Source organism: Chryseolinea serpens (genome assembly GCF_900129725.1).
Lineage (GTDB): Bacteria > Bacteroidota > Bacteroidia > Cytophagales > Cyclobacteriaceae > Chryseolinea > Chryseolinea serpens.
The window spans coordinates 123,698-142,999 of record NZ_FQWQ01000001.1; the positions used below are offsets into that span (position 1 = coordinate 123,698).

The window sequence follows — 19,302 nt, forward strand, 5'->3', positions numbered from 1 at the left end:
GTTCACACACCCTACATTATTGCATGTTTATGAAATCGAAATATTTAAAATACCTCACTCTTTTCGCTCTTGCGCTCGCGGCCAGCCCGGCCGTGGCGCAGGAGCAACCGTTGTCCTTGCACGACGCGGTTTCAACGGCCATGGCCGAGAACCCGGAACTGAAAGCGAGCAAGCTCGACATCGACAAGGCGCAGCAACAATTTATCGTGGCGCGCAGCTTGTTTTTGCCGACGGTGAATGCCACGCTGGCGGTTAACCATTATTTCCAACTCCCGGCTTTTTTCGGGTTTAACGGGACCGAGCCGGATGGAAAAATATCCTATGGAAGGTTCGGTGGCGATGACCAGGGAACGGCAGCCGTGACGGCGATCCAGCCCTTGTACAATCCCCTGGCATTTCCTTCTGTTCAACGTTCGCGCCTGCAAGAACGGGAGAGCAGCATTGTTCTCTCGGGAAAGCAGACAGACGTGGTGTCGCAAGTGAAGGAAACCTATTTGCAATTGTTGGTACTGAACGAGCGCTTTCGCCTGCAACAAGAGAGCATCAACCGAAACCAACGGGCTTTGAAAGATTCACGGTCGCTGTTGCTGCAAGGCAAGGCACTGCGAGTGGACACACTGCGGGCCTATACTTCGGTGAAAAACCTGGAGCCCGAGCTCTTGAGAATTTCGTATGCCATCGAGACCGGCAAGCTTCAGCTCAAGGCATTGATGGGTATGGATTCCACGAAGCAGATTCTTCTCACGGATTCTTTAGTGGTACCTTCTCCAGGTTCGCTTCCGTCGGAAAAGGAAGTATACGAAGCTGCGGTGGGTGGCAACGCATCGTACCGGGTGTTGGCGTTGCAAACACAGGTACAGGAACAACAAATGAAAATCGCGTCGGCATCGCGTAAGCCTTCTGTGGCGGCCGTGGGACAGTACCAGGTGCAGACACAGACCAATTCCCTTGACTATGGTACGGCACATTATCCGACGAGCTCCTTTGTGGGCCTGCAGGTCTCTGTGCCGCTCTTCAGTGGTTTTGGAAACTCGGCCCGCGTGAAACAAGCATCCTTGGCTCAGTCACAGGCAACCCTCCGGTTGAACGATGCGCATGAACAACTTCGCGCCAACGTACACAAGGCTGTCGCCGACTGCAACGCCTCTATCGAGCGGATCCAAACGGCGGTGGTGGTGAACGAAACGGCCAAGCTCAGTTATGACATGATTCAGTTCCGCTATTCCCGCGGCGTGTCATCACGCCTGGAGCTGACGGACGCCGAACTTGCGCTTACACAATCCCAGTCCAACTACCTGGAAGCCGTATACGACTATCTCTCGGCGCGGATCGCTTTGTTCCGGATCATGGGACAAGTGGAGTAAACGCTCAGAAAATGATCAAAATAAAAAACCGGGCTTCATTGGAGCCCGGTTTTTTTGTGCCCTGCAAAATGAAAAGATTAGAGACGTTTTCCAACGCGCTTCATTCACGGCTCCTCAGCAAGCCGGTTCACATTTCCTGAATCATCTTCCGGAAGGTAAGAATGTCCTTGCGCATAGCGGCCAGCACCTTATCCCGGCTCATCGTAATGGTGAAAGCTCCGTTCTCGGCTCCCCCCAGATCATATTCATAGTGAAGCGATACCGGAACGCTGACGTTGTATTGTTTGAGCATGCCCAGGTATTTCTTGAAATCGATGAGTCCTTCTCCGGCGGGCATGGTTTGCAGCGCCCACTTACCGTCTTTTATTCCCCAGACAAAATCTTTCAGGCAGATGGAACGGATGTAGGGTGCAATCAATTTAAGACTGATAGGCCAGGCGTTGAACCCTTCCACGTAGGCGTGAAGAATATCGAATTGTGAACCCAGCCAGGGCGAGTTTATTTCCTGGAGAATGCGATGAAGGTCCCAGAGCGGTGCGCCGAAGTATAAGCCGGAGTGATTTTGGTATTCACCGGAAATGCTATACTTGGCATTGAGGTCGGCCAGCTTTTGAAATTGCTCGCGTTTGGCTTTGAGATTGTCTTCTATACTTTTCTTATCGTCGTAAGTCAGCCATCCCGTACGGTAATGACGGATGCCCAGGCTGCTGGCCGTCTTCAGAATCTTTTCCGTGTGAGGCTCATCAGCGGCAGTGATGGCGGTGGTTATCATATACATTTTAAGCCCTGCCTTTGTTATCGCTTCCACTGCTTTGGGCAGATCGGTCTCTGCGTTTTCGGGTAATACATGTCCCAGTGGACGCACCGTAAGATCCACGCCGTCGAAGCCGAGGTCGGCAGCTACTTTGGCCATCTCGGTGTAGTTGAGCCACTGTAGATTTTTTGAAAAGATGCTTATCTTAAATGCTTCGTCAACTTTGGGTGGAGGCATACTGGGTTGGGCCATGTTCGAAGCCTCGGCGACGTTCCAGGCGGTGGAGAGTCCCGCGGTGGCCAGGAGTGATTGGGCGATGAAGTTTCTTCGTGAGGTTTGCATAGGAATTATGGTAAGCGTGTGAAGTTAGGAAAATAACGGACTCACGTCTAGGCCTGCCGCACAATTCATTAACAGGTTTCATTTCGTGCACGGAGCGAACTACCACTCAACCTCGAAATATGCTGATGAAATAAATTTCCGGAATGTGCGAAAGTGGGCCCGGCTTTTTGATGAGAAATAAAAGATCCCTGCCTCCTTCCATCGAAGGTGAGACCGGAACCCGGCGTTATACCTATACTTATATGCATCTAAAATCGATCATCCCATTTTGTCTACTTACCCTGGTGCTCACCACCACGGCAATAGCGGCGGACCTGGCCGACTTCCAACGGCACTTTAGGATCCTGCCGCAGCCGCAGAAAATAGAGTTGCTTTCAGGGAAAGGTCTGTTGCCCTCCGCTTTGCGCGGTGTGTACCTTTTTAATGTAGGGGAGCGGCCGGTGATGTCGGGAGCATTGGCGAGTTTGCCGTTGCGAAAAAATGGGGGAGAAGGCATCATCACACTCCGGCTTCGGGAAGACCTGGCTGTGCCTTCGGATGAAGGGTATGTGCTGGAAGTTTCCGGTGGACAAGTGAGCATCCAAGGCCGGCAAGCCGCAGGATTATTTTATGGGATCCAGACGCTGATCCAACTGATCGAAGATGCTACCGACCAGCAAATCGAAATCCCCGCCTGCCGCATCACCGACTACCCGGAGATCGCTTATCGCGCGATCCACCTCGACATGAAACATCATTTAGAGACCGGGCACTATTATTACAGCATCATCGACCGGCTGGCCAATATCAAGGTCAACGCCATCATCATCGAATTTGAAGACAAACTCCGCTATCGCAAGGCTCCTGTCGTGGGCGCGGCCAATGCGATCTCCATCGAAGAATTTGCGGCCATCAGCCGGTATGCGCAAGAGCGGCACATCGAGATCAGTCCGCTGGTGCAGGGGCTGGGACATGCTTCGTTTATCCTGAAGCATGAAGAATATAAAAAACTGCGCGACGACCCCGCATCGGATTGGGTGTTTGATCCACTTCATCCCGGGACCTACGACTTGCAATTTGCTTTGTACGAGGATGCGATAAAGGCAACGCCCTACAGTAAATATCTGCACGTCGGTGGTGATGAAGTTGGGTCGTTGGGGAAATCGGAACTCAGCAAAAAATCCGGGATGAAGCCGCTGGAGCTTCAAATGTACTGGCTCAAAAAAGTGACCGACTTCGCCTTGGCACATGACCGCATTCCCATCTTCTGGGACGACATGGTCTTCAAACTCGCCGACCTGTATCAAACCACCTACGACGACAAGATGCCCGCAGCCAAAGTAGAAGAGCTTTGGAAAAACAACCAGGCCACGCTGGACAAGAACGTTACACTTTTTCCAAAGAACTGTGTGTACATGCGCTGGAACTACGACACACCCGCGATACCCGGCAACCGCCGGGCGATCGATTGGTATAAGGCGCACAACCTGAAAGTGATGGCGGCCACCTCAGCCCAGCCCATCTATCCCATGCTGCCGCGCAACCGCTCGAACTTCAATCCCATAAAAGACTATTGCAGCCTGACCTCGGAGAAGAAGATGGATGGTATCCTCTGCACAGCCTGGGATGATTGCTCCGTTCACTTTGAAACCATCTGGCGCGGCATCTATGACTTTGGGTTGTTCAGTTGGAACTACGAAGACATCTCAGAGCCACAGGCCCACACCCTGTTCCGCCAGCGTTTCTATTCTCCGGCCATGGCCGATGCTTCGATGGATTTTCAGAATGCACTGGAAGACGCGCTTCCGTTTTGGGAGACGGCCTTGTTGAAGGAAGGCGATCGCGATAATTATCACAAAGATTTCAAGTTGGTGGACTTGCCCGATCCGGCAAAGCCCGGCGCGTGGAGTGCGGCCTACAAGAGCAAGATCGAGGGCGCAAAGAAGGCCGTTGAAAAATATACCGCCATCAAGGGAAAGATCAAAAAGGCGCAGGAAGTGTCCAGCCGAAACCAGTATGCCCTGGCGGTGATGGAGCAGATCAATGAACTGCAGATCTATTCCGCGATGCAGCTGCTTTTACTGGAGCAATATGACAACGCCGCCAAGGGCACTCGAAAAACGTCCCTTGCCCAGGTGAAAACCTTCACGGAGAATTTTGAAAAGCTTCGTGCACAATTCGAGAACGTGTATGGCGAGACCCGAATCCTCGGCAACCCGGAAGGCTACCAACTCGATTCCAATTTTCACCATCACCTGGCCAATGGCACAAACAACACGGATTGGATGTACGTCTACGAATTGGCCATGAATAAGAAAGTAGAGGAATGGATGTCGCACCAGCTATTGACCAACGATTAAACCATAAATCCCGGATGAAACAAATTATCGGAAGCATACTTGTATATGCTGTTGTCATTGGATTGACCAGTTGCCGGCAACCGGCGACTGAAAACAAGGCGCAAGCTGAAGCAGCGAAATGGGAAAAGCTTGGACCGGGGGGTGGTGGAGCTACGTTTATTCCGACGTTCGCTTATGAGACACCGGATCATTTTATGGTGCGTTGCGATATGACGGGATCGTATCTTACCCGGAACGGAGGTTTTTCCTATGACCAGATCAATTTTTCCAACGGCGCCTCATCCTATGCTTACGACCCCAACGATCCGAACACGATCTACATCGGCGCCACAGCGCTGCACCGCTCTACCGATGGGGGAAAGACCTGGGAACAGATCTTCCCCTTGAAGAAAGATGTGTCGAAAGAGATATTCCAGGGCGATCACGGTGGTTATTCCATCGAGACAACCGACACCACTTTATACAATCGGAAAAACGGACATGTAGGCTTTGTTCGCCTGGATGCCCGCAAGCCCGACGCGTTGTATTTCAGCATGGGGGCTGATTTTTTTTATTCGGATGATCGCGGCAAGACGCTGAAAAAAGAACAACTGCCCCAGCGCATCGATTTTATCTATGCCCCCGCAGATAAAGACTCGAACAGCATTTTGGTCTTCACGTCCGATGCTGTTCATACATTCAACACGACGACCCACACGTTCGAGCACAAGGACCTTCCAAAAGAAATGGCTCCCGCATTTTCGTTTACCGGTGGGGCGACGACAAAGGGCGACGAGACCCTTCTCTATGCCTTGCATCACGATCCAAAAGAAGAAATACAAGAGGAGTTTGGCCATACTGAAGTCTGGACATCAGTGGATTTGGGTGGACATTGGACGCGACTGACCAACCCGGAGTTGACAAACGACAACGTGGGCATCAAGCCTAGCTACTCGATGATCGCTTGCGCGGAAAATGATGCCGAAAAAACCTATCTCGTTTCCAATCGCTACGAAGAAAAGAAAGCCGGCAACAAAATGATCTACTGGTATGGCGCTATGAAAACGGCCGATGCCGGCAAGCATTGGGAATGGGTGTGGAAGGGCGGTGGGGGATCTGGTCAATACGGTGTGAAAGACGGAATAGGAGTGACCAACCTGAAAGATGCCTGGGCCGAGAAAGCCTTTGGCGGCGAATACATCCGGCTCATGGACGTGGGCGTATATCCCAAAGACGGCAATGTGGCCGTGGTCACCGACTGGTATCGCACCATGAAGACGACCGACGGTGGCAAAACCTGGAACGAGATCTATAGTGCATCCCAACCCGACGGCACGTTCATCAGCCGCGGTCTCGATGTGACCAACGCCTATGGTGTCCACTTCGACCCGTTCGATAGCAGTCACATCGCCATCAGCTACACCGACATCGGTTATCATCATTCCTACAACGGCGGGAAGAGCTGGATCCGGTCGACGGAAGGTGTGCCCACCGAATGGATCAACACTTGCTATTGGATGGTCTTTGATCCGCAGGTGAAGGATAAAGTGTGGTCGGTGTGGTCGGGCCTGCACGATTTTCCCCGCGGCAAGATGACGCGCAACCCCGCTTGGAAGTCGCACGGTAAAGGCGGCGTATGTGTTTCCCTCGACGGCGGAAAAACCTGGAAGCCCACCAACGAAGGGATGGGCTTCGATTCGCCATCCACGTGCATCGTCATGGATCCCAACACTCCCGCCGGTCAGCGCACGTTGTACGTGAGCGTATACGGCAAGGGGGTCTACAAATCCATCGACGACGGCAAAACGTGGACGCTGAAAAACAAGGGCATCGGGGAGAATACTTGTGCTTTTGAATTGACGTTGGCTGGCAATGGAAATTTATATCTCACCGTCAGTCCCACGCCCATGCACAAAGGTGGAAAGACGGGAAGGGAGTTTTATTCCGGCGATGTCTATCGCTCCACCGATGGCGCAGAAACCTGGACGCGGTTGAAGGTCAACGACGGACCACTATTCCCCAACGGTATGGACTATGACCGCGAGCATCCCAACCGCATCTATCTCGCCGGCTGGTCAGATCTCGACCTGGCTGATCTTGTGGGAGGTGCGGTTGCACGTTCGACCGGAGGGAATGAATTGATAAAAATACCAGGCGGTATATTTATGTCGGAAGATGCCGGCGAAACCTGGACCTCGATTTTTGATAAGACGCAATATGTATACGACGTCACCGTAGACGCCGATCACCCGGGAAGATTGTATTGCAACACGTTCAACCAGGCCGCCTATCGCAGCGACGACTATGGCAAGACCTGGAAAAAAATAAAAGGCTACGACTTTCATTGGGGGCAGCGTGCCATCGTGGATCCCCACCACCCCGGACAAATCTATCTCACCACCTACGGTTCCAGCGTACTGCATGGAACTCCCGAAACAGAATAGACTATGACATTGAAGACAATACGCGTTGCACCTGGATTTTTTTTGATGATCAGTGCGCTAATTTTTGGTGCACTAACAGGTTGCCGGCCTACACCAGACACACCCACTGCAGAAAAGGAGGTCCATAAAAACCCAAATGGGAGAAACGATGCCTGGGGGTTCACGGGCTATGGGGGAGGCGGAGCGATGTTCTTCCCGGCCGTAAGCCCCTTCAACACCAACCATGCTTTGGTGGCGTGTGACATGACGGGGTCGTTCATCACCGCGAATGGTGGAGAGACCTGGCGTATGTTTAACCTGCGCGGACCGGTGCATTATTTTGTGTATGATCCGCTGGATTCCAATGTGATGTATGCCAACTCCATCGGCTTGTTCAAAAGTGTCGATCACGGGAAAACCTGGAGCCTGTGGTATCCCGGACCCTCCGAAGTCGACGGCGTGGTGTCGAAAGGAGATCATGCCTCCGAAGTGCTGGTGACCAAAGACAGCACGCGGAGAAATGTGCTGGCCCTGGCGATCGATCCCGCGGATTCTAAGAAATTATACGCCGCCATTTCCATCGACAAACAAACCGGATTTTATACCTCCGTTGATGGAGGCCTGCAGTGGAAAAAAGAGCACGACATCGAAGACCACGTAAAGAACGTGTTCGTCGTTCCCAAATCCTCGCCCGACAACCGCACGATCTACATTGCCGGAGCGCAAGGTGTGACCGTCCGCGAAAACGGCGCATGGAAAACCAATCCCGCTCCCCAGGGCGTGTCACAACTCACGACGTTCACAGGTGGCTATGATGAGACAAAAAATGTATTTGTGCTCTATGCCATGGCCGGCAAATCCTATTTTGACCCGGAAGGAAAAGCCTCGGGAATTTTCTATTCCCCCGACGGTGGTGCCACCTGGACGAACCGCGAAGCCGGGATCTTGTCGTACCGCATGAAAGGCGCCGAACTTCCCGAATACCGGACCGTTGCCACCAGCGCCCTGCACCCGGAAGTGGTGTACGTATCGTATCGGGATCTGAAAGTGCACGCCGACACCACTTGCATGGGCGTTGCGCGCAGCACCGACTTTGGCGTGACGTGGACGCTGGCCTGGAAAGATAAACTGACAAAAGAACACAACTACCCGTCGGCCAATTTTTCGGAAGAATGGATCAACGAAAGATTCGGACCTACCTGGGGAGAGAATCCTTTTTCCATTGGCGTTTCGCCGACACATCCTGAAGTATGTTATGGCACCGACTTCGGTCGCACCGTGAAGACCACCGATGGAGGTAAGACCTGGGAACAAGTATACACCACCAAAAAGGACGGCGGCTGGACTTCGCGCGGATTGGAAGTGACCACGGGCTACGGGATCATGTTCGACCCGTCCAACCGAAGCCATGCCTTCATCGCCAACACCGATGTGGGCCTCATGGAAACCCACAACGGCGGTGAAAGCTGGCAAAGCGCCACGCGGAACAACGGCGTACCCCGCGCCTGGCAAAACAGCGTGTATTGGCTGACGTTCGACCCGGAAGTGAAAGGAAAAGCCTGGGGCGTCATGAGCGGCACACACGACCTGCCCAGACCAAAGATGTGGCGGCGTAGCGGCGTGAAAAATTATGAAGGCGGCGTGCTGGTCACGGAAGACGATGGTAAGACCTGGCAGATCATCAGCAAAGACATTGGCGAAGCCGCGATGACACACATCCTGTTCGATCCCACAAGCCCGAAAGAAAAGCGCACGCTCTACGCCTGCGCCTTTGGAAAGGGCGTCTATAAATCCACCGACGGTGGCAAGACCTGGCAACAGAAAAACAAGGGCATCGGGGGCGCCGAACCTTTTGCCTGGCGGATTACCCGCCGGGATTCGGATGGCGTATTGTTCCTGGTTGTGTGCCGCAGGGGTGAGGACGAAAGTATCGGGACCGCCCTGGATGGCGCGCTCTACCGTTCGGACAACGGAGCTGAAAGCTGGACAAAAGTGTCGTTGCCAGCGGCCACCAACGGACCGATGTCCCTAATAACAACCGCAAAGAGCAATCGCCTGTTGCTTGCGGCATGGGGCAGAAACAGGAAGGGCGCTTTCGCGTCCGATATAGGCGGCGGCATTTTTTCTTCCACCGACGACGGCAAGACCTGGCAGGCCGTGCTGTCCGGCGATCAGCATATGCATGACATCACCTATGACAAGCGAATCGATACCTACTACGCCTGCGGGTTCAATGGCTCGGCCTATCGTTCGGAGGATGAAGGATCGACCTGGACACGAATAAAAGGCTACAATTTTAAATGGGGTAAGCGTGTCGACATCGATCCGAAGGATTCCACCCAGATCTATGTTATCACATTTGGCGGCGGCGTGTGGCACGGTCCGGCAAAAGGCGATGAGCATGCTGTCGAAGACATTGTGCCCGCATTGGTGCGGAAATAAAATAAAGGAAGTAGTGTTTTAGGTTGTGGGGACTCTGTAGGGGAGTCCCCTTCTTTTTTGGCCCAAAAATATCCATTCGGGAACGATGAGAACCGCAGCCGCCCGGACTCTTTCCAGTAACACGCCAACCCTACGCACGATGGAGGTATTCAAATACTCAGTAAAAGACCTGGTGCTGAATGAATCGTTTCAGCAATGGGTACTCAACCCGGATGGGGACGGTCAGTCGATGTGGCAATCGTGGCAACACCAGCATTTCGAGTTGCTGGAGGAAGCGCGGACCATCCTGTTGCAACTACGCGACCGGGTGGAAGAGGAGATCGATGCCGACGAGCATGAAGTCTGGAACAGGCTGGAACAAAGCCTGGATGAGGACGAAGAAAAAACTTTGCCCTGTCTTACGCAACCCGTACACAAATCTTAACTACCAACTCTACCAACAACAAAACCAAACAACTATGATGGAACGACTACACAACACAGGCAAAGCCTTTCTCCTCGTGTGGCTTTGCATGCTTTGCATCGCGGCCCGGGCCAATGAGCCGCCCAAAGCCACCGCGGCTACAGTGGCCCTGGAAAAAGCAATCAGCGGCAAAGTGACTGGTGACGGCGAAGCGCTTCCCGGCGCGAGCGTCGTAGTAAAAGGAACCGCCATTGGCGCGACCACCGATGCAGAAGGCAGCTTCAGACTATCGGTCCCGGACGACGCTACCACGATCGTGATCTCGTATATCGGCTATGTCTCGCAGGAAATTTCGATTGGAACACAAACGGTCTTCAACGTCGCGTTGATCGCGGATGTGGCCACCCTGGGCGACATTGTCGTGGTGGGCTATGGTGTCCAAAAGAAAAGCGACCTCACCGGCGCCATCGCCAGTGTGAAGGGTGACGAACTGGCACAGTTGCCTACGCAGCGTGTAGACCAGGCGTTACAAGGCCGCGCGGCAGGTGTCATGGTGTTGAACCAAAGCGGTGCACCCGGCGGTAACACGACCATCCGGATCCGGGGTTCAAGCTCGATCCTCGGTAGCAACCAACCCCTCATCGTGATCGACGGTCTGCAAGGCGGCGACCTCAACTCGCTCAACCCGAACGACGTGGAGTCGATGGAAGTGTTGAAGGACGCTTCTGCGACGGCCATCTACGGATCGCAAGGTGCCAACGGCGTTATCCTGGTGACCACGAAAAAAGGAAAGAAAGGACACCCGGTGGTGAGCTACAGCTACAACCTCGGCGTGCAAAAACTGAGAAACAAGCTCGACGTGATGAGCGGCGGCGACTTCGCACGCACCATCAACGACTTCAAAGCGTCGCAGGATCAACCCGGCAACGTTGTGATCACGCCGACACCGGTTTTCACCGCCGACCAAATTGCCGGCTATGATAAGGCCGGTTTTGGTACCGATTGGCAGAAGGAAGTATACCGTTCGGCGGCCATGCAAAATCACCAGCTTTCGGTGAGCGGCGGTGGCGAGAATGTGCAATACTTAGTTTCGGGTGGCTATTTGAATCAGCAAGGTATTCTCCTCAACTCCTCCTTCAAACGCTTCAGCCTTCGTGCCAATGTAAACGTGGACATCACGAAATGGGCAAGCTTTGGCTTGAGCTGGGCCGGTATAAAGGAGACGGGCAACACCCCGCCCTTCGGCGAAGGCGCGGCCATCATCGATCCCCTCGGACAGGTGGTGAGCGTGGCTCCGCGGTGGAACGCCACCATTCCGGTGTATGATGAAAACGGCAACTACAGCAAGCACCCTTCTGGTTATGGTGAGCCCAACATGTGGAACCCCGTCGCCAGCGCCAAGGAAGCTTACACGGAAAACAACTCTATCCGCAACAACATCAATGCCTTCCTCGATTTCAAGATCGCTAAGGGCCTGACGTTTCGCATCACCGGCGGCGCCATCACCCGCAACCAGAACAACTTCCGCTACCTCAATAACAACACGTTTGCCGGTTTTCAGAAGAACGGACAGGGTAATGTGGACGACAACATCTATACCCGCTATCAAAACTCCAACATCCTTACCTACGATAAAAGCGTGGGACGTCATCACTTTGTGATCACAGGGGTGGCCGAGCAACAGGTGGAACAAAACAAAGGCATGTCTATCCTTGCCAACGATTTTCTGGTTGACCAAGCCGGTATCTATGACCTGGGCGGCGCGAGTTCTGTGGTGCCCTCGTCGTTCAATACCAAACGCGTCATCAATTCATTCCTGGGCCGCGTGAATTATTCCTTTGCTGATAAATATTTGCTGACCGCCAGCTATCGCGCAGACGGTTCGTCGGTATTCGGGGCAAACAACAAATGGGGCTATTTCCCCTCGGCATCCGTTGCCTGGAGAATTTCGGAAGAAGGATTTTTGCAAGACGTGGATGCTATCACAGACCTGAAGCTGCGCGCCAGCTGGGGGGTTACGGGTAACCAGGCCATCTCACCCTATGCCTCGCTTTCGCAGCTCCGCGCCACCGCTGACACCCGGTACCCCTACAACGGCGGCAGCGTGACCGACATCGGAATGGACATTGTGCGTGCGGCCAACCCAAACCTGAAGTGGGAGAGCACCACACAAACCGACATCGGAATCGACCTCGGCTTGTTTAACGGCCGGTTGAATTTGACGGCCGACTACTATGTGAAAACCACGGAGGACTTGTTGCTGAGCCGCCAGTTGCCCACCTATACAGGCTTCCCCAACATCATCGACAACGTGGGTTCTACCCGTAACAAAGGCATCGAGCTTTCGATCGGCGGCGACCCGCTGGTGGGACCGCTGCGGTGGAATACCAGTTTCAATATTTCCGGCAACCGGAGCAAAGTGCTGAAACTGACCGACGCCAACAAGTTGCCATTCCGCACGACACCCGGCGCAGGCTATGGCATCAGCACCAACGCCAATACGGCGCTGCTCTATTTGCAGGAGGGACAGCCCTTCGGTCAAATGACAGGCTGGATCACCGAGGGAACCTGGAGCGAATCTGACCGCGACAAAGCCGCGGCCTTTGGACAATTGCCCGGCGACATCCACTACAAAGATGTGAACGGCGATGGCCTGATCAACAACAAAGACCTGACCGTGATCGGCAATGCGTTCCCCAAATTTATCTTCGGATGGAACAACCGTTTCTCCTTTAAGAATTTCGATCTCTCTTTCCTCATCCAGGGCGTGCAGGGCAACGACCTGTTTAACCTCAACCGGGTGCGCTTGGAAAGACCAGGTGAAGGCACCAGCACCGCGCTGATGAACCGTTGGACACCCGACAACCAAGACACCGATGTTCCTGCATTCACCAAACAAAGCGTGCGCAAAGCTGCCGGGTTGACCAATAAGGTGACCGTGGGCGACCAACGTCTGAGCCGCTGGGTGGAAGATGCTTCTTACATCCGCCTGAAGAACATCACGTTTGCCTACAACTTCCCGCAGACGTTGACGCGAAAAGTGGGCATGAACCGTTTGAGACTCTATGTGTCGGGTCAGAACCTGTTCACCATCACCAAATACACAGGCTACGATCCGGAAGTGAGTTCGTTCAACACGAACGATGCCAACATTGGCGTTGACTTCGCCAACTACCCGACTTCGAAAGTATATACCATGGGTATTGATCTAACTTTCTAACCGTACGAACATGAACAAGATGAAATCATTAAAAAAATACATCGCGCCGCTGTTGCTCACGGGAGTGTTGGCTTGTCAGAGCCTCGACGAAGACCCGAAAGGCTTTACCTCGCCCGATAATTATTATGCCACCATCCAACAAGGTGAAGCCGCGCTCACAGCCTCCATGAACGCCTTGTGGGACGCCTGGGCACCCGGCTATTCCTACGGCTATGGAAACTTTATCTATGACGACCAGTTGCTGGACGGCGACATGGTAATCCCGAGTGACTTTGGAAGCGGGCTGTGGGATCAGCACTACAAGGCACTGAACAATGTGAACGGTGTGCTGCGGGCCATCAAGAAAGGTAACTTCAAAGGAATTGATCAAAGTGAGATCGATGGACTGGAAGCACAAGCTAAGTTCCTTCGTGGCTTTAATTACTTTGCCCTCGTGCGTTTGTTCGGCGACGTGCCCCTCATCACGGAAGATCTTCCGGACCCCGTGACCAACCCCATCAAGGAACGCACCCCCAGCACGGCGGTCTATGATCTTATCGTCAGCGATTTTCAATATGCGATCGCCAACCTGCCCACGGGTTGGGATGGACAGCCCGGCAAGCCTACAGCCGGCGCTGCCAAGGGATTGCTCACCAAAGTATACCTCACCATGGCCACCGCTCCGCTGAATAAGACGGAGAACTATGCCAAGGCAAGAGACCTGGCCGCCGACCTGATGGACGATGGCGCGTATTCGCTCATCGAAAATGTTGAGGACGTTTTCAAACCCGAAAACAAATACGGCCCCGAAGTGATGTGGGGCTTCAACTCCACCTCCGACGACCCGGCCACCGACGCACACATCTGGACACCGTCCGTCATGGATGGATGGGGCGACGCCAGCATCGATCCCACCTGGAGCGACGAATGGCTGAAAACGACCGAACCCCGCCAGGACGCCTACCTGATCCTGGAATTCGACGGCATTCCGTACACCGACTTTGATGAACAGCGCCCCTTCGTGAAGAAATTCACGGTGCCTTACATCACCCAAGACGAATACGAAAGCGGCCAGACCACGGCAAACCTGCCCATCATCCGCTATGCCGACGTGTTGCTCATGTATGCCGAAGCCGCCAACATGGCCAACGGTGCACCTACACCCGAAGCCTACGAAGCGATCAACCAGGTGCGCCGCCGTGCCCACAACCTCCCGATCTCCACTCCAGATGCTTCGGTTGACCTCGCCGGTCTCTCCAAGGAAGCCTTCGACGACGCTGTGATCGACGAACGCAACCACGAACTTTGCTTTGAATACGACCGCTGGTTCGACATCATCCGCAAGCGACTGTTGGTCAAGATAAACCAGGTGAACCACCCGGATTATCTCCCAAACATTACGGACGACGATTACCTGTACCCCATCCCAACGTACGACGCAAAGATTCTAGGCAGTCAGAACCCGGGTTACACGGGGGAATAATTTGAGCGATTGGCTTTAAGGAAAAAGCTCTGTCACCTTCCGGGGGGCAGGGCTTTTTTTTTGAGGAGCCAGGAGTAGTTATAGCAATGGAGGAAACATTCAATTTTGAGGAGACTGTGTTTTTCGGGATATTGGCAAAGCAAAATGACAACCAGGGGAATAGGTACTCCCACTGTTTATAACCAAATGTTAGGGGCAAAGGAAAGTCAAAGGACTATGAGACATCTTATTCTAATCTTTTTAATACTGAGTCAATACTGTTGCCATTCAAAGGACAATAAAGGGGAGGTCGATACCGAAGTTAGATCGACCGCGTTGAGCAGCGACTCAGTTTTCAGAGGACACCCTATTTCATTTTACATCAGGCATAAAGAAATACCCCAGGTTTGTAAAGACCTGTTTAACGGCGTTCGGCAGCCATCGGACGAGGTCGATGTTTTGTCGTTGTTGGATAGTGTTCTAAAAACAAATGACGAGACAGGACCCTTCTATTTTTTAACGATTACACGAACAATGAAAAACGCTGATGGTGCATACGCGGAAGCGGTAGGAGTGATGGGGAAACTATTCGTAGAAACGAAGACAAAAGAATTCGTTGACTACTTTAATAGTGAGCGGTTGTTGACCGACGAAGACTTCGAAGAATGGGCAAAGACGGTGGCCGGGGAAATTGAAATAGCGGCAGAGGAGGGGCATGAAAAAGAAGATCTGGACAAATTGAGGACTAACATGAAATTAAATTGCCGTTGTAACGAAGGGCAGATTAAAATAATGAACGACTTCGTGGAGAGAGTGAGACGCGTCCTCCCTTAAGAAGTGCTATGCATTTAGTCGTTTCATCAACGTTATAATACAAAATCAATGGGAGAAATATCAATCGTTAGTGGAATCATCTTAGTGCGGGACGTTCGTTCTTTCGAAACAGCTATTGAAAATATGGATGCGGACGAAAATCACCCCTGGATAAGGCCCGAGATGTTTAATCTAGGCTCCACTGAGTCGCCGTATTTTTATGAATATCCCATTGCAAGTTTTGCGGCAACCTATAAGAACGTGGAGGGGGGAACTGCCTTGTCTGAATTCGTTTTGAAATTTGAGTATTTGCTTGAAACGATAGACTTTGATTTTGTAAGAATTCGACTTGACACGGAATTTCTCCGGGACTTTGAATTCTTTTGGGGTAGAAAAAGTGGAGAGGAAAGGGAATTTTTTAAGAGAGAAGATCTGATCGAGTGTGAAAAGTGGTTTTTTGGATACGGCTTTAGGCATATGTTTGGAGGTTTAATGAGTGAAGCACAACCTGACGTGCCGTATGATTTTGTATACCCTGTAAAATTTGATGATACCATTAAAGATGGATTCAACGAGATGGTTTTTGAGTTGAATCAAATTCCTCTGGCGGAGACAATATATGTTAAAGACTTTTTTAAACGCAGCGTTCTGGGCCATGATCATGCTCATCTCATTTTAACCTATTTAAAACTAAACAAAGTGATCAAATTTGGCTTCGAGAGCGGTAGAGGCCTTTATATTGAACGTCTAAAAGAAATTAAAGAATTAGATACGCCTTACAACAAATACGGATAAAGAAATTGAATAATGGAAATTGAGTCAAAAATTGTTGGACGACTAAAACCTAGTGAATTCGATGCGGATTTCTACACAAGCGAACCCTTCGAAATTCCCTACTTTGACAATATTAAAATGAAGATAGGTTTTGTGGAGGCTAAACATGGGCCATACTTGGAACAGGCCGACAAAACATTGCGAGCCTTTTTAAGCCTAAACGCTGTGAACAGAATACAGGACTCGGAAAGAGTTTACAAGTACTACCATGAAACTTTAAAACATGGGTACACAAAGCCATTGACCGTTAAAACTTCGTCCGAGATATGGAACCATGTAAGTCCGGGAGAAATCATCATCGATTGGAACGAGCACGGCGAATTTTATTTGTGTGTCTCATGCGGTTGTGATTGGGAAGAGGAGCACGGACTTCAACTGGTTTTCAAGGACGGCGAAACGCTGACCCGAGCAAGTGGACACGATGGACACTACACGGACTAAAAAATGACTTATGGTGAATCCCGCGCTTACGCAAACAAAAACGGATTTCCCGACGGAATGTGTGTAACCTTTATACCGGGAACCTTCGGCTGCAGAAAAGAAACCATCCATTCTAATCCCGGTTCTTCGCTTACCGCGTGACCAAGCACGATAAGAGCGAGCTTGTCGCCTTTTAATCGGGCATCGCGGACATATTCGGCAGTTTCCCATTCACTCAGTTCTCCGATGATAAGCAGGTCAGGTTTTTCGCTTTCAATGCCCTGAATGTGGCTTCGGCCTCCTGAGGCTCCGGGAAGCAGAAGAATGCGCTGACAACTCTGATCCATATCGCCAATGACGCGCACCGTAGGGATGCCGAGTTTCTGTTTGGCGTTGGCCACGATGTCTTTCAATTTCAGAAAGGGTACGGTGAAGACACGCGGATTTTTCTCGTCGTAATATTTCTCATAACCCAGCGCCGTCATAACGCCCATCCTAACCCCATCCGGGACGTGGCTGTGGATGTAGTCGTGAAAGCGCCAAACGGCGATGCTATGCTTCTCAAGGAGATCGCGTTTGTATTTGTACACGTCATCCTGCTCCAGCCACGCCGTTTCGTCGAGGTGGTTGTAGAAGGTGGGTTCGTGGGCGATGATAAAGTTCGCGTTGGTGGCGATGGCTTTGCGGATGACCTCTACGGTCGCAAACATGGTGGTGATGATGCCCGTCACTTTCTGCGAGGCATTCCCCGACTTCAGCGTATCTACCGTCTTGGGGAACGGGGCACCCGGGATGGTTTTCAGGATCAGGTCGATCACTTCGCCAACGGTGGGAGCAGGCTGCTGCGCGAATGCTTCGCTGGCGGACGCACCCAGCAACACCGATGCGCCGATGGCTTGGGATACGGTGGTTAGAAATTCTCTTCTTCCGGTAGTCATAAGGGTGGTGTTCTGTAGTGTAAGATAGGTTTTAACCGCAAAGACGCAAAGGCGCAAAGTCAACGCAAAGAAAATCTAAATGCATTTCTTTGCGCCTTTGCGCCTCCGCGGTTAAAAACTGCATTCAATACTCCCCGTGAACCCCAAATATAGGCTTCCGGGTCTTCCACTTCCCTTTCGTAAAATCCGGTATCTCCTGCAACTGCCCCTTCTCCTGTATCGACTTCTCACTCAATGGCGTGATCGCATACCACGTAGCCAAATCATACACATCCAAAGGAAATTCCACATCGCGTTTAATACACTCGATAAAAGCATTATCCACAAAAAAATCCATCCCCCCATGCCCCGACTCCGTCGACAGCGCCGAATACTTCTTCCATAACGGATGATCGTATTCCTCCAAATACGGTTTGGGATCTTCCCATTTATGGTGCGGGCTCTTGTCTTCAAAATGAATAAATCCAGCCTCGGGTTCACCGGCATGAAAATCCTGCCACAAGCCATTGGTACCCTGCACACGGAAGCCGAGGTTGTAAGGCCGCGGGAGCGATGTGTCGTGGGTTAGCAAGATCGTCTCACCGTTCTCGCATTGGATCTGCGTGTTCACAATATCGCCTTGCTTGAACACCACCTTGGCATTGGGATGGTTGGGCCCGCCTTTTGGATTTTTCACAATGTAATCATGAAGCCCACGCGCTTTGCTCGCGATCGAAGACAGCCGTGCCAGGCGGTTGCCCCGGTTGATGTCGATCATGTTGGCCACCGGCCCCAGACCGTGGGTGGGATAGAGCTCGCCGTTCCGGTTCACATAATGCTGCGTGCGCCACCGCGCTTCGCTAAAGCCCTTCTCTCCGAAGTCAACACCGGGTTCGTCGGTCTGGCCGTTGGTGAAAAGCACGCCGCGAAGGTCGTGTTCGTAGCCGCCTTGCAGGTGGAGCACTTCGCCAAATCTTCCCTGACGCACCATGTTCAACACGGCCATGATGTCGCGGCGATAGCAGACATTTTCCAGCATCATGAACGGGGTCTTTGTCTTCTCATAGGTATTCACAAAATCCCAGCAGTCTTGCAGCTTGATGGCACCACACACCTCCATGGCCGTGATCTTCCCCGCTTCCATGGCGTCGACGCCGTGTTGTAAGTGCCACTCCCAGGGCGAGCAGACATACACCGCGTCCACGTCCGTACGCTTCAGCAAGTTGCGATAGTCATAAGGACCTTTGCCATATTCAACAGCGGCTTTCTTGTTGTATTTTTTGATGAGCGCCTGGGCCATCGCCATCATCTTCGGATCGGGATCGGCCATGGCCACAATCTCCACGTCCGTGCGCTTGAGCAATTCCAGCATGTGATCCTGCCCGCGCAACCCGACAGCGATCATCCCAATCCTGACGGTAGTCCGCTTTTCTTCGGCAAGTGCTTGGAACATGCCCACACCGGGCAGGGTAAGCAGTGAACCTGCGGCGGCGGTTTGTTTTAAGAAGTTTCTTCTACTGTATAACATAGCATTCATATTGGTGATTATTCTAAAGCGATTTCAGTTGATCGGCAGGATAGCTCCGGGCATCATGCTTCTTCGTGTGAGAC

At 52.2% G+C, this 19,302-nt stretch carries 13 protein-coding genes; 10 read left to right on the top strand and 3 right to left on the bottom strand.

Annotated elements, in window-relative coordinates:
* Positions 1-29 precede the first annotated feature (29 nt).
* The gene (locus BUB30_RS00430) at positions 30-1,364 is read left to right on the top strand and encodes a TolC family protein (RefSeq protein ID WP_178376979.1); all 1,335 of its coding nucleotides are present in this window, start codon (positions 30-32) and stop codon (positions 1,362-1,364) included.
* Positions 1,365-1,491: 127 nt separating this feature from the next.
* Here the strand turns inward: BUB30_RS00430 and BUB30_RS00435 are convergent, their stop codons facing one another.
* Positions 1,492-2,460: a sugar phosphate isomerase/epimerase family protein gene (locus tag BUB30_RS00435; RefSeq protein WP_073129806.1), complete on the bottom strand. Its 969-nt coding sequence runs from the start codon at positions 2,458-2,460 to the stop codon at positions 1,492-1,494.
* Positions 2,461-2,702: 242 nt separating this feature from the next.
* On the opposite strand from BUB30_RS00435, the gene BUB30_RS00440 reads away from it, so the two are divergent.
* The 9 genes from BUB30_RS00440 to BUB30_RS00480 all read left to right on the top strand — a co-directional run bounded on the left by BUB30_RS00440 (position 2,703) and on the right by BUB30_RS00480 (position 16,795).
* Positions 2,703-4,799, top strand: a complete 2,097-nt coding sequence (locus tag BUB30_RS00440) for a glycoside hydrolase family 20 zincin-like fold domain-containing protein (RefSeq protein ID WP_073134596.1) — start codon at positions 2,703-2,705, stop codon at positions 4,797-4,799.
* Positions 4,800-4,813: 14 nt separating this feature from the next.
* On the top strand, positions 4,814-7,222 hold the full coding sequence (locus tag BUB30_RS00445) for a sialidase family protein (RefSeq protein WP_178376981.1): 2,409 nt from the start codon (positions 4,814-4,816) through the stop codon (positions 7,220-7,222).
* 3 nt (positions 7,223-7,225) lie between these two features.
* Positions 7,226-9,643 carry a beta propeller repeat protein gene (locus tag BUB30_RS00450; RefSeq protein ID WP_143164704.1) on the top strand — a complete coding sequence of 806 codons (2,418 nt, stop codon included), beginning with the start codon at positions 7,226-7,228 and terminating at the stop codon, positions 9,641-9,643.
* 139 nt (positions 9,644-9,782) lie between these two features.
* Entirely contained in the window at positions 9,783-10,067 is a 285-nt protein-coding gene (locus tag BUB30_RS35005; protein WP_073129811.1) for a hypothetical protein, read from the top strand.
* Positions 10,068-10,101: 34 nt separating this feature from the next.
* Positions 10,102-13,266 carry a SusC/RagA family TonB-linked outer membrane protein gene (locus BUB30_RS00460; RefSeq protein ID WP_178376982.1) on the top strand — a complete coding sequence of 1,055 codons (3,165 nt, stop codon included), beginning with the start codon at positions 10,102-10,104 and terminating at the stop codon, positions 13,264-13,266.
* Positions 13,267-13,276: 10 nt separating this feature from the next.
* Entirely contained in the window at positions 13,277-14,728 is a 1,452-nt protein-coding gene (locus BUB30_RS00465) for a RagB/SusD family nutrient uptake outer membrane protein (RefSeq protein WP_073129815.1), read from the top strand.
* A gap of 216 nt (positions 14,729-14,944) precedes the next feature.
* Complete coding sequence (locus BUB30_RS00470; RefSeq protein ID WP_143164705.1) at positions 14,945-15,541, top strand: hypothetical protein; 597 nt, start codon at positions 14,945-14,947, stop codon at positions 15,539-15,541.
* A gap of 48 nt (positions 15,542-15,589) precedes the next feature.
* Positions 15,590-16,315 carry a hypothetical protein gene (locus BUB30_RS00475; protein WP_073129819.1) on the top strand — a complete coding sequence of 242 codons (726 nt, stop codon included), beginning with the start codon at positions 15,590-15,592 and terminating at the stop codon, positions 16,313-16,315.
* 12 nt (positions 16,316-16,327) lie between these two features.
* Positions 16,328-16,795 (top strand): DUF6985 domain-containing protein, encoded by a 468-nt coding sequence (locus BUB30_RS00480; RefSeq protein WP_073129821.1) that lies wholly within the window; start codon positions 16,328-16,330, stop codon positions 16,793-16,795.
* Between the two features lie 26 nt (positions 16,796-16,821).
* Here BUB30_RS00480 and BUB30_RS00485 read toward each other — a convergent pair whose 3' ends face one another.
* Positions 16,822-17,712 carry a Nif3-like dinuclear metal center hexameric protein gene (locus tag BUB30_RS00485; RefSeq protein ID WP_073129822.1) on the bottom strand — a complete coding sequence of 297 codons (891 nt, stop codon included), beginning with the start codon at positions 17,710-17,712 and terminating at the stop codon, positions 16,822-16,824.
* 124 nt (positions 17,713-17,836) lie between these two features.
* Positions 17,837-19,219: a Gfo/Idh/MocA family oxidoreductase gene (locus BUB30_RS00490; protein WP_245804008.1), complete on the bottom strand. Its 1,383-nt coding sequence runs from the start codon at positions 19,217-19,219 to the stop codon at positions 17,837-17,839.
* Positions 19,220-19,302 lie beyond the last annotated feature (83 nt).

Coding starts and splice junctions, on each gene's coding strand:
- BUB30_RS00430 (WP_178376979.1), top strand. CDS start 30: ATGAAATCGAAATATTTAAAATACCTCACTCTTTTCGCTCTTGCGCTC.
- BUB30_RS00435 (WP_073129806.1), bottom strand. CDS start 2,460: ATGCAAACCTCACGAAGAAACTTCATCGCCCAATCACTCCTGGCCACC.
- BUB30_RS00440 (WP_073134596.1), top strand. CDS start 2,703: ATGCATCTAAAATCGATCATCCCATTTTGTCTACTTACCCTGGTGCTC.
- BUB30_RS00445 (WP_178376981.1), top strand. CDS start 4,814: ATGAAACAAATTATCGGAAGCATACTTGTATATGCTGTTGTCATTGGA.
- BUB30_RS00450 (WP_143164704.1), top strand. CDS start 7,226: ATGACATTGAAGACAATACGCGTTGCACCTGGATTTTTTTTGATGATC.
- BUB30_RS35005 (WP_073129811.1), top strand. CDS start 9,783: ATGGAGGTATTCAAATACTCAGTAAAAGACCTGGTGCTGAATGAATCG.
- BUB30_RS00460 (WP_178376982.1), top strand. CDS start 10,102: ATGATGGAACGACTACACAACACAGGCAAAGCCTTTCTCCTCGTGTGG.
- BUB30_RS00465 (WP_073129815.1), top strand. CDS start 13,277: ATGAACAAGATGAAATCATTAAAAAAATACATCGCGCCGCTGTTGCTC.
- BUB30_RS00470 (WP_143164705.1), top strand. CDS start 14,945: ATGAGACATCTTATTCTAATCTTTTTAATACTGAGTCAATACTGTTGC.
- BUB30_RS00475 (WP_073129819.1), top strand. CDS start 15,590: ATGGGAGAAATATCAATCGTTAGTGGAATCATCTTAGTGCGGGACGTT.
- BUB30_RS00480 (WP_073129821.1), top strand. CDS start 16,328: ATGGAAATTGAGTCAAAAATTGTTGGACGACTAAAACCTAGTGAATTC.
- BUB30_RS00485 (WP_073129822.1), bottom strand. CDS start 17,712: ATGACTACCGGAAGAAGAGAATTTCTAACCACCGTATCCCAAGCCATC.
- BUB30_RS00490 (WP_245804008.1), bottom strand. CDS start 19,219: ATGTTATACAGTAGAAGAAACTTCTTAAAACAAACCGCCGCCGCAGGT.